The sequence below is a fragment of the Bacteroides ihuae genome (assembly GCF_900104585.1).
Taxonomy (GTDB): domain Bacteria; phylum Bacteroidota; class Bacteroidia; order Bacteroidales; family Bacteroidaceae; genus Bacteroides; species Bacteroides ihuae.
The window spans coordinates 1,115,793-1,131,119 of the sequence record NZ_FNVX01000004.1; the positions used below are offsets into that span (position 1 = coordinate 1,115,793).

Here is a 15,327-nt window from a genome sequence, read left to right on the forward strand (position 1 = left end):
TAATTATTTAAGTCCCAAGTCTACCGTTCCCGGATTATTGGGTGTTACATCACTATCCATCAGTTTTGCCCAGTCGGCTTCTGATCTGTCCTTAGGTTGGAAGCTGCCAACATGATATTCACCATTGGCTACCTTTTCATCAATGGCCGTTTGCTGGATCTTAATATATTCATCGCCTAGTGCTTTCACTTGATCTTCGAGAGAGATCTCAGAATCAAGATTTACACGATCCAACCATGATTCAGGAAGTTTTGCGTCAGAGACAAGAGACTTAGCTTTTGTTGCTTTCTCTGTCGTTGCAATAGTCTTTTGATTGCCCTCAATAAGCTTCTTCATATCATCGAGCTGCTTATTCTGATTCTCGATCAATTGTCTGATTGCCGGGTCCAACCCTTTAAACTTATCTTCAGGAGCGTCCCCTTCTTCGATAGGTTTGCCATCTTTGAGATTGTGAGCCTTTTCATACTCAGCAATAGCAGCTTCCCTTGCGGCTTTTTCAGCATCGGCCTTTGTCTTTTCAGCAGTCTCAATATCAGAAAGCAGATTATCTTTGAACATGGAGACATACGTTCCGATACCATCTTCCTTTTCGATTTTAAAGATCTTCTGAATTTTCTCAGCATACTTTTCGTTTATGCCTTTAGCTCGGCATTCAGCTTGTATTAATTCCAGGATTGTCATAACAATGTTTTTTGATTGATACTTTTTCCTTTAAAATATAAAGACAGGGAAACTTTTTCGCACAAAAAAAAGCGGCCTTAAAAGGTCGCTTTCCTAAATTATGAGTGTATTACAATAAATTATCTATTTTCTTCTATAGAGGAACTTTTTAACCAATTGGGGGATAATGCATCTTTAAGAAAGACCAAAAATAGTATGATAAGTACAATTAATGCACATATCCAATGAGAACAATAGTCAGAACTTATAATAATCAAAACGGAATGTACGATGGTCAATATAATCCATATAATAAAAGAAATCTGTCCTATTGCAATATTAATTTTTGATGGAGAGTAGCGCCCACCTTTGCCAGAGATTAAGGAATTATTAATTTCAGGCCTTTTCTCTTTCTCTTCATCTATATAGCCAAAAGAATACATTTTTTCAGGCAATTTATCTCGGAAACCTTTATCTTCCTCCATTATCTCAATAGCCCTTTCATACCTTTCATACCAAGCCTTAGATCCCTTAGACATCATAATCCATAAAACCGAAAAGATCATGCCTAAAATAGAGAGGCCTACGCCACAAAGATTTAAAAATTCATATTTGTCGGGACAGGTATTTCTAATATCTAAACAGTTCGCTATTTCTCTCAATAAGGCTCCATATCCAGTATAAATCAATAGAAGAAATGCAGCAAGAAAAACAGATCTTTGCCATAAATTAGTTAGTTCAAAATCTCTGCAATGCCAATAATTTTTATAGATGTCTTTGGGGGTTAATTTATCTTTCTTTCTCATCGTAATTAATTTTTATACAAAAGTAAGAAAAAAAATGAGATATATTAAAAATAGGTTATTTTGATAGTAATGAAGAAAGGATAGTAAGCACATTCAACAAAAAAAAGCAGCCTGTTACAGCTGCTCTGATTTACTTTGTAAGGTCTGTTATCCATTGCCTTGCCTCATACAGTAATTGTTCCCAAGTAATGTCATCTTCCGGCTCATATCCCGAACAGAAAGCGGCTTCTAATAAGTCTTCATTTTGCATAACTTTTTTCATTTTTGGTTATGCAATATTGCGGAGATAAGGTTACTTATCCAAGACTTAACGGGCTTATATTAAAGCTTTTGAAGCATCACCTCCGAAGTTATCTTGTAACCAATAAGGCTGTGAAGCATTGATAGAATCAAAGTTATCTTCTATGTAATTCTTTGCGCTCTGAGGTATATCACGAATGATTTTATTCTCTGGCAACTGCCTGGTCAATAGATAATCGGCAAATTCCTCCGGATTCATAAGTACAGGAGTGGCGAAGCAAATACAGAAAGGATGCCAACCCGTAAACAAGAAACTCTTTGGATATTGCCCGGCTAATGGATCACATATCTTGCACGGCTCTTTAGCAGATGGAGAACGTTGTATATCTATGCCCAAGATAAAGCCAAGATTAATCCATCGTTCATGATCCGTACGCCTATAAGCGATATTCGTCTCGGTAGCGGCCAGACGCATAGCATTCTGTTTTGATGATCTGTATTGTCCCCGTCCCGGATGGTAGTCTTTCATCGGTCGGGATGGCACCAGCTCACCTTTCTCATTTCTGATACGATGAAACCTTTTATCCGGTTCGTTCAGCAACTGTCGTACGTCCTGACTTATAAGCGATGCGCTGCGACCTGCACCCAATCCACTTTTTAGATAGAATTCAAGCTGTGTCTTCGTTTGATCGGCGACGTTCCAAACTCTATCGCTGAGATTCATCCCATTGTCAACACGCTGTTGCAAGCTTACGAGAGCATCCATGTTGCGGGCAAACATTCCCTGTTTCAGCATCTGGTTCAATGCCATGCCTTGAATATACAAATCGATGAGATCATCATTCTTCTGATTTGATCTATTAAAGGCATCATTCTGATCTGATCTAACGATAGTCGTTAGATCGGATTGCAGCTTTATAAGTTCCCGGTCGATAGCTTGCTCAACAGCACTATTACGAACCCATACGCTTTTGTTTCCCGTATCGCTCCAATGTTTAAGGTCCGGTGATACTGACATGCAGAAGCGATTAAAGATCTTAGAAACATCACTCTGTTGCTTCAAAAGCTTCTGCACATGTTGCCTGTCATAGAATGATAATGGTTGAGCCATTAGTAATTACCTCCCATTGTAAGTCCAACCATATTGCTTCTATCGGCTTCTTTCTTTTCGTCCTCTTCCATACGTTTAAGTTCTCCCTCAACATCACCCGGAGGTGTAAGAGGAGACTTAGAAACAACCGTCTGTTGTGAGTTGAACGCTTTGCCACCATTCGCAATACTCAATACATTTGCATCTTCCGCCGGATCTTTGGGAAGGATAGATTCAAAGGACACAGTAATCCAATTATCAATAAGCTGCTGGCGGTACTTGATGTTGGTGATATTAGCTATGCCCGCTGATATGACAGATACACACCGTTGAATTGCCGGGCCAAATATCTCCATATTCTCGCTGGCCATGATCTCTGCATCTATCATCATGAACCGTCTTGCAACGCCTGATATATTCCCGATGCCTTTTAAGTTATCGAATGAGAGATCAGGTTGTGATGTACCGCTGAATTGCTCGTTGCGTGCCTCGCTAAGCTCTTCCTTTACAGATTCAATAGATTGTTGCCACGCCAGATAATCAGCATCACCATGGTATTCTTTACCGGTATCCGGATCAATCTTTACCGGGAATGAAAGCTCTTTTCCAACGGTGTTTTTTCCCGGTAGTTCTGTTTCGCCAAAGGTTTTCAGAATAGGTTCTGAAAAGTAGTCATTCGTATCTGCCATACGAGATAGCCTCATCTCACGAGCATCCATCATGGGGGCAACTTCATCCCACACCGGAGAGTTTATTTCTGCGTAAACTACAGGGATAAGGCCAAAAGGATTTACGACTTCTTGCACATCCCAACCACCCCATGTCTGAATGCCGGTTATGATCTTCTCTCTTGTCCATATGACAGCCCGTTCACGGACCATATTATCATCAGACAATACTTGGTAACGATGTATGAACCCGTCCATATCATCGTCATCATTGAAATGCGGGTAAAATTCATATAGCACGTTATCCTTATCGGGGAGACAAAGTATCTTGCATTTAAGTGTTGTGCTTTGGGCACCACTCCAATGTACGGAGATTGCAGGGTAAAAGATAATGGCGGCTTTAGTCTCCGACATCACCTTACGGGCAAAGCGTTTCAGGACTGATTGCATTTTGAGTTTCTTAGTCCAGACGTTTTTAAACTCATTGAAACCATCATCCTGATTATCACCTGTGATGTTCATTTTACCACCCATCATAAAGGCGGCTGCCGTACGAACTGTTTTCTTTGGGAAGTTAGTCACAATACGGGCAACATCTACGATCTTATCATCAAGGCGAATTGGATCACCTTTCGCATCTACAATTGTATCGGAATAAACTTCCAATCTTTTAGGCTCACGCCAACCAACAGATGATTTACGACGCCTACGATCACCGTTATACTCTTCTTTGTACTCTACTGGTGTGCGGTTCTCAATCGTATCTACAGACAGCTCACTAACGGCATGCCCGAAGTTGTCTTTGTTTTTTAAGAGAATAGAATAAATATCCGGCATATTCTTTTCTCTTAAAATATAAGATTCGTAATTTATTTATGGTGAAATTGTCTCAAGATGGGACAATTTCCCAACTCCAGAACAACTGTTCATTAATGTTCAAATGCTTTAAATAGGGCATTGCTTCAAATTTTAAACTACAGCCAAAGGATAAAGAGTCAAAATGCAACGGTCTATTATAAGAAATGCTTATTGTGTGACTCTATTTACACTAAAAACTTGTCCTATTTTATAAGGAATACTTTTCGCATTTTCGCAGGGCGAGGCAGGGCTTTGTCGATTTCAATTTTTCTAATTTTTAATTCATAGAATTATGTCAAAGAAAAAAAGAAATCGAGCCGCTAAAAAGAAAAGCAAAAACTGTAAGAATGCCAAAGTTGCAATTGGGGGTATATTGAGAAGTATAGTAGGAGTGTTAAGACTAATAATAGGTGGACTAATAATGGAAGCTTTCCTGCGAACTGAAACAGCAGAATCGGTTATAAAGTTTGTTCTATCTATATTGAAGGACTCTTTAGGTTTATAGCAGATACCTCGAAGCATATTCTCCGAGGCATGATTGCGTTTCCTTGGGGACACTATTGTATTTGCAACTACAAAATAAAGGCGAGCCAGTTCGCGACCTGAACGCTTTTACTTTCATGTCCCTTTCCATCAAAATTTTGCGGATAGTGAAGGATTCGAACCTCCGAAACCTTTTAGTTTACCTGTTTAGCAAACTGGCTCATTAAACCGCTCTGACAACTATCCATTTGCTCTAATATATAAACTAAAAACAAAAAAGCCGAACATTTCTGCTCGGCTTGAAGAGTGTATTATAATTATATTATTCATCATCTAAATAGCTCCATCTTTTTGCTGATACAGCACATAAATATAACGCATCACTAGTCAAGTTGTTTCTAAAAATTGTTCTCGCTTTTGATAATTTTGTATTCCACGAATCAGTATTCCAACGCTCTTGATACTTCTGGTCAATTTTATTTTTCATTTCCTCGACAGTTATATTTTCATTGTTTTTTAAAATTGGATAAAACAGCAAGAAAGTGTTCTTTCCTACTGAATCTAACAAGCGTTCAATTTTTTCCATAATGCTTTTATTTATTTTGTTGATAACAAATATATAACTTTTATCTCACTCCCGTCCCTCTAGCAACTTTTCTTTTCTGCTCACCCTTAATATTTCCTGCAAGTGATTCAAAGAACTCTGCGAGGATTGTTACGCTATCAGGTGCATCATCATGACTATTGTCGCCCTCTTTTTTGTAAGATGCGAGGTATTTCATGAACCACCAATAGTCGGAACCCTTGGCATATTCCGATTCATCAAGGAAATGAATATGCGCTTTTACCCAGCCCGACTTCATCAATATACGAGTTTCCTTGTTCTTGGTTGTTGGTCGAGCTTGAATGATGCACTTACCATCCTTTGCCTGTACTTCTTTACGGACACCGATGGAGAAGATACGCCCACCGTTATTTGATTCAATACGCATCTGGTCACATGCAGTATCTAAGATCATCTGCGCTAAGCGTGGCATAGTAATTTCAACAGCGTCTTTCGTGAATACAACGTCAGTGATATAAAGTTCCGTACCAAAAACGTCAACAAACGGTGAGCTGAAATAGTCATCCCCTTCATCGGCAACATCTGTTGCTCCAATTCTACCATCTGGTTGCCGCCCTTTAACATCGGCCAACTTAAAGCGTTTAAGAGCTGATTTCGGAAATAGCAAACCTTTAGCTTCATACGGTTCCTGCATATATTCAGCCATCCAAATACTATCTTCCGTCTCTGAACGAAGATCGTGATAATATTCAGTTGTGTGCACATCTTCACAGAAAGACTTATCATTCTCATCCAAAGCTGCAATACGAATAATCTCATCGTAATACTTTCCATTCCTAGATTCTTCCAAACGGCCTAACACATCCGTCGCGGACCAACGGGTACCGATGTCGATAGAACAACAGTTTCCTTCAATACGTGAATCATGGGTACCCTGTTTCCAACTCCAAGTCTTCTCGTTGTTGTTGTCAGAGAGAGCGTCTTCTAATGATTTATACAAGTCATCGGTTACAGCCAACATGGATGCACCAAAACCGATAACAGTTCCACCAACACCCGCACCGAAATACGAAACTTGGCGAGCACCTTCGATACTCCAGCCGTGGACGTTCTGTTTATCATTCTTTAGTTTGATTTCAGGAAAAATCTCTTTGAATTTTCTCGAACGAACGATATCACGTGTATCATAAGACAGTTTATTGTACAGCGGATCAGCACAAGTATTACGCATAACCGACTCTTCCGGGAAGTGTCCAAACATCCAACTAATGAAAAGTGACGTTATGTAAGATTTTCCAGCTCGAGGTGGCATGCTTACAGCAAGTCGATAAATCACATTGTTAGAATAAGCAAGAAAAACCCGCATAAACGCATCAGCCACCAGTCTTAAAAATGGACGCTTAGTAAAGAACTTCGGATCCATATATAAGCAATAAGCCCAGAAATTATTCCGGGCCTCTCGCTTGCGCAGAATGATTGCAGCTTCTGCTTTACGAATTAATATCTCCCTATCAGTCGGCGTCTCCATCCACAATCTTTTGAAGTTCTTCATCAGAGAGACTCTCTAAACTACTCTTAATACCTACTTCACCAGATACTTTATTCTCCTGTCTATTCTTCCAGTTATCAGGGTCACGATTGGTAAGAGCAAAGATTACGGCTGCCGGAACCGGCTGGTAGTGTTTATCAGTAACAACATGTTCCTTTACTCTGACAATGGGTTTCCCATTATCATCTTTCTTTCCGGTATCAGCTGTCACAGTCCGCTTTTCCTGGACTGTATAACCTCGGATCATCTTCACAAGGGATTTCTTAGCCTCAGCAATTATTAAGTCATTAAATTCATCTTCAGCCTTTTTTATAGCGTCCGAAAAGTCCGATTTTGTTTTAAGCCAACTGTAATATGTGTCTTTTACTATTCCTACCTTCTCGCATATTTCGGCAATAGTATAACTGTCGGTACGGATGAGCGAACAGATATCCTCAACTATTTTTTTATTATACTTTGCCATGAATATTTTATTTTAAAATATAAATAATAATAATAATTTTATTAGATTTGAGAGATCTATTAATTAAAATTTTTATATTATGGAAAATGAGTTTAAAACAGGAGACATTGTAATTTTAAAATCGGGTGGCCCAAAAATGACAGTCGAAAGCATAGACATGCGTTATGGAGAAAAAGATGCAAAAGTTCTATGCACATGGTTTGTTATAAATGAAAAAAAATCAGACCGATTTATGGCTGGGGCTTTGAAATTGTATGAATAACAAAATCCAGTAAGGGTGTGTCGACTTTTGGCACACCCTTACTGGATTAACTCTCTAGCTTAATCATTGATTCCGCAATATCAACACAATTCTCTAATTCATTGACTACAGCCTTTAGTTCAATGTATTTGTGCTTATCAACCCCGGTAACCTCGGTCCCGCTGTTCATCATTCCTTCCAAATTGGCCAGCTGCTCTTTCTTGCGAATCAGTCTTTTTTCGAGTACTTATCTGCAAATCATGAATGCTGTTGTTTGCATGTCGGAACATTATTTGTTACCGACAAAGTTAATAATTAAATCCAAGGAACCCCTATCTTCTTGTACTTCGAAGAAAAACATCCAAGCATCGCGATTGCCCTTCATATTCTTTCAGGGTTCCATCTCACACAAGTTTGCGCTAAATATCTTCTCCTATCAAATCTTCTTCACGTAAATCAAGTTCCGGGTATAATGAAGGAATCTGTTTCATATCTCCTTTGAAGAATACAAGAACATTCTGGTGCGTCTTTCCTATCTTTCGGGAATGGTTGAACTGATTGCCTGCACGCATGGCTAAAGATCCTATCTGAGTAGCTAGTATCATTTCATCGTAATAATGTAACCCCGCTTCTATGAAAGCGCTTACGGTGTCACCGACGAAATTGTAATATGCTCCATTCTTTGCTCGTACTTCACCAACTACAAATACGGCGAAACGATTATCACGAAGCATAGCACAGCTTTTTTGAATTATTGTCCGATACGCAATCAAGAAGTCTCCATAGTTCATATTCGACAAATCTTTCGGATCATCCGAATAAACCTCGAGGTCAGCATAAGGCGGGCAACTAAAGATCAAATCAGTTTTTAACCCTTCAAAGTGTTTATCCACATCGCAACTGTCACCACATCTCCATACTGGATCTATCGGAGAATTGCCTAATTTATGTTGCAAAACTTCCTCGGCATTTTTATAGTTCGCTTCAACCTGCTCTGCACGAAGATCAACGCCTCTATAGCAATATCCCAATTTAGAGGCAACGATACCACGCACGGAACCACCGGCAAAAGGATCAAGAATAATACCTTCAGGAATATTAAACCAACGGTAGGCAAGCTCGCAAAGAACAGGATCAAAGATAGACGTGCCATCCAGCATGGAGATATTATGCTTTTGGCAATACGCTGTTATTTCATCCCAAGATGGATCATAACCAAGCTTTTCACGCATTCTGTTGCGTACTTCATAAATAGCAGGATTCTGGGCAGAATGTGAATAGGTAATCTCTTTATCGCGTCCTTCTTCACTTTTGATTCCTAAAGATAACCAATCTCGTTTACGGTCTTGCCATCTTCCTAATTTAGTATCCAAGATGGAAAACGGAGGGATGATAAATCTATCAGCAAGATTATTCGGTTTTGATGTAGAAGCGGGTAATTCATCTCCAAAGTCAATATCATCTAAAGAGAACTCCCAATCTTTTAATATGTCTTCAGAGAAATTCTCTATAACCAAATCCATATCGAATTGGGAAGTATCAGAAGCATGATTATCGGCTAGTGCAAGGAGTTTACGCCGATTATCGTCAAGGGAGAGGTCTGTACGTTTTACAACAACCAGCTCTTTTCCGTTAGTTTCAATAACACGTACCGGTATACCTAATGACTTTGCTTCTTCGTAGACGCCGTTGCCGGCTATCAGGTAATTTTCTTTATCTATCAGTACAGAACGACCGGCACCACAATCTTCTAGACTCTTACGAATAATATTTTTGTTCCGGTCGTTATGAATGCGAAAGTTCTTTGGATCTAGCTTTATATCTTCCATGCCTTTTTATCTTAAAATATAAAAGGCAAGAAAGAGTTCTATACAGCAAAGAGAGATTCATCAGCTGTCTTCAAAATGAATTTAAACGACTATTTAATACTATCTTTAAAATTGCATGTATTAGTACTGTCTCTATCTTCATATCTAATTTTTTGAATCATCTTCTCAACTGAATCATTTGTAGATTTTTCAGAAGTTTGTCCTAAAACAAAGAAGATTGCAAGAATAAAAGAGAAGAGCAAAGAAGAGACTACACTTAATATTATTGTCTTTGTATTTGAAGGAAGAGCAGCCTTAATATTAGCTTGATAGTCCTTAAGCATTTCTTGTTCATACTGTTCTAATTCTTCTCCTGCTGCATTCATTACTATATCAGAAAGAACTGCTTCAGCATCATTTCGATATTTCTTCAATTGGCTTTCGGTCGTGGACGCTACAAAAAAAGAGTTGCATTCATCATCGTTTGGATCACGATGCTCACGCTCTTTTATACTAGTTATAAACTCAATCTTATGTCTTTTATAAATTCCATATGCAATCAATCCAACTAGATCATCTTCTGAATAGACTAATTTCTCATATATGAAATTATATTTCCGTTCCATCTAAAACTAAGTTGTTATTTTTTTAACGATCTTTTAAGAGCATCTGATGCAGCAGACATTATACGTTCTTTGGAAACTACAATATTCTTAGAGCCAAATGATGTTTGATATTTCATAGATACATTTTTACTATCCATATTTACATTCCTGGACTCACCTCTTATGGTTCTACCATTTGCATTATTAATGCTTTCGCGTGATATTACTTTTGCCATAATCTTTTTATATCTAATAAGGGTTGCAAATATAACATATAAATTATATATAGTGTTCTTATTTGCATCTCTTTTACATCAAATAAGTGTATCATTAACTTTTTTATCAAAAATACTATATTCATATTAACAATCAAGTCATCAACAAATACTACTAATTGCACTATCTGCTGCACCATATACACCATTATCAAAAGATAAACTCCCCTGATAACTTTCTTTTGATCAAGGATTGCACTTTATTGTATATCTCATACAATTGTTTTTGAGTTTCCTCACCATCCCAGTCGGAAAAGTTACTATCCTGAAAGAAATGGAATTCAAACACTCGCTTTGCAAGAGGGGATAGATCAAGGCTTTCAAATACATCTCGAAGCTGATGCATCCTTTCCAAAACTATTCCCGAAGTATCAGTATCATCTTCCTGAGCATCCTCAATCTCAATCGCTGTATAGTCCACGTTATCATCCGAAGGAATACGCTTGTACTTGCTCTGATATGGAGACGTGGGCGAAGTAGCATTAAGCTTAATCATTCTCAGCACAAAGAAATCAAGCTCTGTATAACCGTTCTTCTTCGTTGAGAGCAATCGTTCAAGCAGCTTGTCACTCTTCTGCAGGAGCGAGTACAAAACCTCATTCAGCACATCGTTAGCCTCATCCGGAATACCTACGATTCCGCAATGGTACGATGCGTAATCCAACCATCGATCATATCTTTTCCCTATGTAATTATTTACTGCAGCACTTACCATAAGTCATAAAGTTTTTCTTATATTTGTGGTGTGTTTGAATAGGCTTTATGGCTTATAACGGGCGGTTTGTAGTGGTGTACAGGCCGCCTTTGTTTTATCTTCTGCTTTCTCCCTTTATCTCGACAACATTAAACATCTCATTCACCCTGTCGGCGATATAATCACCGTATTTGGGCGTAATATCTTCCGGAGACATGTTAGTGGTTACATGCGTCAAGCATTTGCACCTGAACTCATATCGAGTCTGAAAGACGAACTGCATCACGTTCATTTCCGTTCCGAAATACTTCGTTGGCCTTGGTTCTCGGCCAACTTCATCGAAAGCCCATGTTTCAGGTTTGCCATTGTTGTAGGCATACCGATCAATGCCATCAAGCCCCTTACGAGCGAATTGGTTAGACACCATGGAAGCGGATACAATCCCAAAACCTCCGGACGATTTCCACCCGATATCGTCTAGCTTTGAAAGGAAATCATAAGTACGCAGAATCTGAATAATCGTTGATTTCCCGGTACCCACAGGGCCGTACAGCCAAAGACCTTTAGCGGAATCAAAAACCTGACTTCGTCCGTTGGCATACAGGAATATTTCATTTATCAGGTTCCGGTTCATGTCGCTGACCGAGAAAGAGGGACATTCCTTCTGACAAGCCAACAGGAACTTATCCGTCTGATCTTGGCGTATCTTTTTCAGCTGCTCCGGAGTGTATTCCTCATGGGATGCTGATCGAGCGGACTTTAACAGGTTCCCCACTAGCTGTATCGGATCCTTTTTGATTTGTTTTTCCATCTTTTTTGTTTTTAAGTTCAATATCCAGCCATCGAGCAAAGTGGCTCATAGCGTCTTTGGGCGCTTTTTTAGTCTCGCCCTCATTAGCAAGCTTACGGAAGAAGCTCTGCAAGTACTGGTCAAAATCAGCCGGCATAAAAGTTTTATCTCGTATCCGAATGTTCATGCAAAAGGTTTCTTTCCAGCTTTGATTTGCTCTTAGCTCATCGAAACATTCCTCTAGCGATTTTTCAAATACATTCTCATCAGGAAATAACTCTCCAATGCCATGACCCTCTCGCGCACGCGTGGGAGAGAGAGTCTTCTTGTCTTTAGTCTTATTAATGTTTAAGGTTTTACTTAAGTTGTTACTTAAAGTTTTACTAAAGGGATTACTTAAGGTTTTACTTAAATCATTTAAGTAATAAGTGGGCGATTTGGCATTACGTTTTCCCTTTTCAAAGAACAATAAACCTTTCTGCTGTAATCGATTCCTGCAATCAATCATAGTCGGTTCTGAGACACCGATTGAGAGGATGATTTTACGGTTGGCACATTCAAACGGATTCTCCCAACCCCGAATATTGCACTCCTGTAAAAGGAAAAAGTACAAATATGCTTCGTTCGAGGAAAATTCTACACTCTGAGATGTTTTCCAAAATTGGTTCATGTAATCTATATAGGTCATCGTATATTATGCTGTCATTTTCTGACGAATGAGATTTATGTTCTTTTTTACTAACCCAACTATCCGGTCATGGTATTCCGTACTCTTATTGCAAACGCCACGGGACTGGACCACATCCAGAGTTTTTAGATTGACCTCTACTGTCTCTATACGCTTGTCACCAATACGAGCGGAAAGGATAAGAGCCTCTTCCTTGGTGTAATATTGGGCACCGAATACACAATGGCGCATTGTAGCTCCCTCTTCTAAGAACTCTTGCACACTATGTAATACTGCAATTTTTATCAATCCATCAGTAAATTCAAGGTCTAAAAATTTAGCCTTCATTTTGCGATATTGATCCTCATATTTTGCAGCATCTTTTCGGTTCTCTTCTATTTGTCTCAAAGCTTTAATATCCTGAACCTTTTTAAGGGCCTTATCGTGTGCAGTTCTTAGATCACTAGGGCAGGCGTATTTAGCATTACGTACATCCTTACCTAGATTAGTAAGCATTAGGATATAGTCAATCCACATTGAAGCATCTTTCACAATGTAGTTGTTGCGAAGACAGATTCTCACTGATGGCCAGCAGTTAATATCTCCATGATTACGTAAGTACTTTAATAGCGAGTATTGTCTAGACTTGATTAAAGTTTCAGCCTTGCTATTTGAAAGTAACATTTTAAACAAGCTTAATGGAGAAATACCATGGAAGCGTCCTTTGAATCCATTCCTCGTCAAGCTAGGAATATATCGGCGTACTGGATATATGTATTGCGCAAAGATGTCATACTTCATTCTATTCGCAGATCGTGTCCTGATTTCCAATGGTGATCCCCAATCCCATAAATCAATGTACATGAAGCTCATTTTTGTAGAACGGTACATAAGTGTTTCTTTCCCTTCCGATGTAATCCAATTCTGTACAGCCTCGTTAACCTCATAATTAGCTGGATAGCCAACTCTGCATGTCTTACGAGCAACAAAATGCCGGAGTACTTGGAAGCCTTTAAAACAGGTAATAATAGTATAATACTCGTTTATATCACTCTTTCGTTTAAGCCCGCTTTCTATTTTAAGTTGTTTTCCACAGTGGGGACAAACAATGCCTGTCAATTGCAATAATAGCGACCCCCCAAATGGTTCCCATGTATGACCGCATTCAGTACACCAAACAGATTTTTTGCGGAGGTATCCTTCCTTTTCAAAGCAATGCTCAATCGCCCATTTTCTTTGTTTATCTGTAAGCGCAGGTAGCTTAGTACTCAACTCGGCTACCTGTTTCTGTAACTTAGTTTTCGGTTTCATAATCAGAATAAACTTGTTTGTTGCACACTATTATCTTCTTTCTTCTTAGCCGGCTTCTTCTTGAGAGAAGAATATTGTTCATCCTGCAGCTTCTTGATTGCAGCTTCGCGAGCTGCCTTCTTCTCTTCTTCCGTTAGCTCTATGGAGTGATTCACCACTACATTACAGTTGATAGGCTTAACATCCTTGATGCTGTCCTCGTCATAGTAATGAACGGCCATGCCGAATATTTCATCATCATTGAACCCATTACAGCCGCTTTTCTGTACCTGCTGCAGAATGAAGTTGCAGCATTCGTCAACGCTCTTGTTTTCCTTAGCATAGGAAACGGCAAACAGTTCATCTTCCTTTGCTCTTTGTTCCAAGTATTCTCGGATTGTCTTTTTAAATGCGTCACTTGTTTTCATATACTTTCCTCCGCATATTAATTATTGATGACTAATGGCATGATTAGATAGGTGAGATCATTTTTATCAGTACGATTAATGATAGTAGCCTTTGTCGGATGTTTCATGCTCATTATCACCTCATCGGATGGAATATTGGATAATAGATCAATTAGAATAGAACTCTTAAACCCGATTTCGATAGGAGATCCTGAATAGGAGACAGATACTTTTTCTTCTGCTGACGTGGAAAAATCGATATCACGTCCGGTGATAGTTACAACATTGTCTTTATCGAATTTCAGAACAATGAGAGAAGTGCATAAGCTGCTAAAAACAGATACCCTCTTTAAAGCTGAAATCATTTCGTTTTTTTCAAACCGGGCTATCTTATCATTGTCCGAAGGGATGACGGCACGGTAATTAGGAAAACGTCCTTCTACCAACCGGCAAATCATAGTATAACCTCCAAACTCAATATTTACACTACCGGATCCTACAGTTATGATAACCGAGCTCGCGGTCGCTGGTATTATCTTAGATAGAATCTTAGACATACGGGCATGCAAGATAAAGGATGAACGTTCTTTTGAATCGTACGCTGAATCAATCATTCCCAGACTGTGGCCATCAGTCGCTACATAAGTGATTCTATCAGAAGTTTTTTCGATGAACACTCCATTCATGATAGGGCGCAACTCATCATTCGCACAACAGATTTGCACCTGACGTATTCCATTTAAAAAGCTTTCTGCGTCAAGAGAGAAACAAGGTTCGGGATTCTTAACTTCCATTGTCGGATATTCATCTGCTTTTTTTCCGACCAGTTCAAAGCGTCCATTCGAATAATGTACGCTGATGGCGTAATTTGTTTCCATGGCAACGATCTCGATTGAAATTGGTTGTTCCGGAATCTCCCTAAGGCCTTCCAAGATCGTTTTTGCATCAATCAACATGGATAGACACGCACAGTCAGTTTCACATTCAATGTTTGTAGATAATCGGCCGCCTTCTTCTCCGGCAGTAACTTTAAGAATTCCGTCTTCGTCAACGACGAACATAAAATTATCATAAGCTGGAAGAAAATTTTTGGAATTGATAATTTTACCAATTGCGGATAGCTTAGTGAAAAGCTCTGATTTTGATACTGTAATTTTCATGACTTTGA

Annotated in this window: 18 protein-coding genes and 1 tRNA gene; 1 reads left to right on the forward strand and 18 read right to left on the reverse strand. The window is 39.0% G+C overall.

Translation table 11 applies throughout. The features are described 5' to 3' along the window. Positions 1-3: 3 nt before the first annotated feature. From BQ5338_RS05490 to BQ5338_RS05530, 8 genes are all read right to left on the reverse strand, one after another. On the reverse strand, positions 4-681 hold the full coding sequence (locus BQ5338_RS05490) for a hypothetical protein (protein WP_071145758.1): 678 nt from the start codon (positions 679-681) through the stop codon (positions 4-6). 119 nt (positions 682-800) lie between these two features. After that, a complete protein-coding gene (locus tag BQ5338_RS05495) occupies positions 801-1,466 on the reverse strand; it encodes a RipA family octameric membrane protein (protein WP_071145759.1) in 666 nt (221 codons plus the stop codon). A gap of 316 nt (positions 1,467-1,782) precedes the next feature. Continuing rightward, positions 1,783-2,817, reverse strand: a complete 1,035-nt coding sequence (locus tag BQ5338_RS05500; protein WP_071145760.1) for a hypothetical protein — start codon at positions 2,815-2,817, stop codon at positions 1,783-1,785. Further along, entirely contained in the window at positions 2,817-4,301 is a 1,485-nt protein-coding gene (locus tag BQ5338_RS05505) for a phage portal protein (protein WP_071145761.1), read from the reverse strand. Before BQ5338_RS05505 ends, BQ5338_RS05500 begins: the two co-directional genes overlap by 1 nt. A gap of 665 nt (positions 4,302-4,966) precedes the next feature. Beyond that, positions 4,967-5,051: transfer RNA gene (locus BQ5338_RS05515), tRNA-Ser, on the reverse strand. 76 nt (positions 5,052-5,127) lie between these two features. Beyond that, positions 5,128-5,391: a hypothetical protein gene (locus BQ5338_RS05520; protein ID WP_071145763.1), complete on the reverse strand. Its 264-nt coding sequence runs from the start codon at positions 5,389-5,391 to the stop codon at positions 5,128-5,130. 40 nt (positions 5,392-5,431) lie between these two features. Further along, positions 5,432-6,922: a phage terminase large subunit gene (gene terL / locus BQ5338_RS05525; protein ID WP_235816372.1), complete on the reverse strand. Its 1,491-nt coding sequence runs from the start codon at positions 6,920-6,922 to the stop codon at positions 5,432-5,434. Further along, positions 6,882-7,382 carry a terminase small subunit-like protein gene (locus BQ5338_RS05530; protein WP_071145765.1) on the reverse strand — a complete coding sequence of 167 codons (501 nt, stop codon included), beginning with the start codon at positions 7,380-7,382 and terminating at the stop codon, positions 6,882-6,884. Before BQ5338_RS05530 ends, terL begins: the two co-directional genes overlap by 41 nt. 79 nt (positions 7,383-7,461) lie before the next feature. Here BQ5338_RS05530 and BQ5338_RS05535 point away from each other — a divergent pair, with 79 nt between their 5' ends. Next, entirely contained in the window at positions 7,462-7,644 is a 183-nt protein-coding gene (locus BQ5338_RS05535; protein ID WP_071145766.1) for a YodC family protein, read from the forward strand. A gap of 46 nt (positions 7,645-7,690) precedes the next feature. Here the strand turns inward: BQ5338_RS05535 and BQ5338_RS17115 are convergent, their stop codons facing one another. The 10 genes from BQ5338_RS17115 to dnaN form a co-directional block, all read right to left on the reverse strand. Then, positions 7,691-7,816, reverse strand: a complete 126-nt coding sequence (locus BQ5338_RS17115) for a hypothetical protein (protein WP_262483072.1) — start codon at positions 7,814-7,816, stop codon at positions 7,691-7,693. A gap of 226 nt (positions 7,817-8,042) precedes the next feature. Further along, on the reverse strand, positions 8,043-9,452 hold the full coding sequence (locus BQ5338_RS05540; RefSeq protein ID WP_071145767.1) for a hypothetical protein: 1,410 nt from the start codon (positions 9,450-9,452) through the stop codon (positions 8,043-8,045). Between the two features lie 89 nt (positions 9,453-9,541). Next, complete coding sequence (locus BQ5338_RS05545) at positions 9,542-10,057, reverse strand: hypothetical protein (RefSeq protein WP_071145768.1); 516 nt, start codon at positions 10,055-10,057, stop codon at positions 9,542-9,544. Between the two features lie 14 nt (positions 10,058-10,071). Beyond that, positions 10,072-10,272, reverse strand: coding sequence for a hypothetical protein (locus BQ5338_RS05550; protein WP_071145769.1), 201 nt, complete (start codon positions 10,270-10,272; stop codon positions 10,072-10,074). Positions 10,273-10,462: 190 nt separating this feature from the next. Beyond that, entirely contained in the window at positions 10,463-11,026 is a 564-nt protein-coding gene (locus BQ5338_RS05560) for a hypothetical protein (RefSeq protein WP_071145771.1), read from the reverse strand. Positions 11,027-11,120: 94 nt separating this feature from the next. Next, positions 11,121-11,816 (reverse strand): P-loop NTPase family protein, encoded by a 696-nt coding sequence (locus BQ5338_RS05565; RefSeq protein ID WP_235816373.1) that lies wholly within the window; start codon positions 11,814-11,816, stop codon positions 11,121-11,123. Next, complete coding sequence (locus tag BQ5338_RS05570; RefSeq protein WP_071145907.1) at positions 11,740-12,465, reverse strand: DUF7833 domain-containing protein; 726 nt, start codon at positions 12,463-12,465, stop codon at positions 11,740-11,742. Before BQ5338_RS05570 ends, BQ5338_RS05565 begins: the two co-directional genes overlap by 77 nt. Before the next feature lie 24 nt (positions 12,466-12,489). Next, complete coding sequence (locus tag BQ5338_RS05575) at positions 12,490-13,773, reverse strand: PcfJ domain-containing protein (protein ID WP_071145772.1); 1,284 nt, start codon at positions 13,771-13,773, stop codon at positions 12,490-12,492. Positions 13,774-13,775: 2 nt separating this feature from the next. After that, on the reverse strand, positions 13,776-14,180 hold the full coding sequence (locus tag BQ5338_RS05580; RefSeq protein ID WP_071145773.1) for a PcfK-like family protein: 405 nt from the start codon (positions 14,178-14,180) through the stop codon (positions 13,776-13,778). Positions 14,181-14,197: 17 nt separating this feature from the next. Then, positions 14,198-15,319 (reverse strand): DNA polymerase III subunit beta, encoded by a 1,122-nt coding sequence (dnaN, locus tag BQ5338_RS05585; protein ID WP_071145774.1) that lies wholly within the window; start codon positions 15,317-15,319, stop codon positions 14,198-14,200. Positions 15,320-15,327 lie beyond the last annotated feature (8 nt).

Excerpts from the sequence above, each read along its gene's own strand:
- terL (WP_235816372.1), bottom strand. The coding sequence starts at position 6,922 with ATGAAGAACTTCAAAAGATTGTGGATGGAGACGCCGACTGATAGGGAG.
- BQ5338_RS05495 (WP_071145759.1), bottom strand. The coding sequence starts at position 1,466 with ATGAGAAAGAAAGATAAATTAACCCCCAAAGACATCTATAAAAATTAT.
- BQ5338_RS05505 (WP_071145761.1), bottom strand. The coding sequence starts at position 4,301 with ATGCCGGATATTTATTCTATTCTCTTAAAAAACAAAGACAACTTCGGG.
- BQ5338_RS05580 (WP_071145773.1), bottom strand. The coding sequence starts at position 14,180 with ATGAAAACAAGTGACGCATTTAAAAAGACAATCCGAGAATACTTGGAA.
- BQ5338_RS05490 (WP_071145758.1), bottom strand. The coding sequence starts at position 681 with ATGACAATCCTGGAATTAATACAAGCTGAATGCCGAGCTAAAGGCATA.
- BQ5338_RS05565 (WP_235816373.1), bottom strand. The coding sequence starts at position 11,816 with ATGGAAAAACAAATCAAAAAGGATCCGATACAGCTAGTGGGGAACCTG.
- BQ5338_RS05535 (WP_071145766.1), top strand. The coding sequence starts at position 7,462 with ATGGAAAATGAGTTTAAAACAGGAGACATTGTAATTTTAAAATCGGGT.
- BQ5338_RS17115 (WP_262483072.1), bottom strand. The coding sequence starts at position 7,816 with ATGATGAACAGCGGGACCGAGGTTACCGGGGTTGATAAGCACAAATAC.
- BQ5338_RS05530 (WP_071145765.1), bottom strand. The coding sequence starts at position 7,382 with ATGGCAAAGTATAATAAAAAAATAGTTGAGGATATCTGTTCGCTCATC.
- BQ5338_RS05575 (WP_071145772.1), bottom strand. The coding sequence starts at position 13,773 with ATGAAACCGAAAACTAAGTTACAGAAACAGGTAGCCGAGTTGAGTACT.
- dnaN (WP_071145774.1), bottom strand. The coding sequence starts at position 15,319 with ATGAAAATTACAGTATCAAAATCAGAGCTTTTCACTAAGCTATCCGCA.
- BQ5338_RS05545 (WP_071145768.1), bottom strand. The coding sequence starts at position 10,057 with ATGGAACGGAAATATAATTTCATATATGAGAAATTAGTCTATTCAGAA.
- BQ5338_RS05570 (WP_071145907.1), bottom strand. The coding sequence starts at position 12,465 with ATGAACCAATTTTGGAAAACATCTCAGAGTGTAGAATTTTCCTCGAAC.
- BQ5338_RS05540 (WP_071145767.1), bottom strand. The coding sequence starts at position 9,452 with ATGGAAGATATAAAGCTAGATCCAAAGAACTTTCGCATTCATAACGAC.
- BQ5338_RS05550 (WP_071145769.1), bottom strand. The coding sequence starts at position 10,272 with ATGGCAAAAGTAATATCACGCGAAAGCATTAATAATGCAAATGGTAGA.
- BQ5338_RS05520 (WP_071145763.1), bottom strand. The coding sequence starts at position 5,391 with ATGGAAAAAATTGAACGCTTGTTAGATTCAGTAGGAAAGAACACTTTC.
- BQ5338_RS05500 (WP_071145760.1), bottom strand. The coding sequence starts at position 2,817 with ATGGCTCAACCATTATCATTCTATGACAGGCAACATGTGCAGAAGCTT.
- BQ5338_RS05560 (WP_071145771.1), bottom strand. The coding sequence starts at position 11,026 with ATGGTAAGTGCTGCAGTAAATAATTACATAGGGAAAAGATATGATCGA.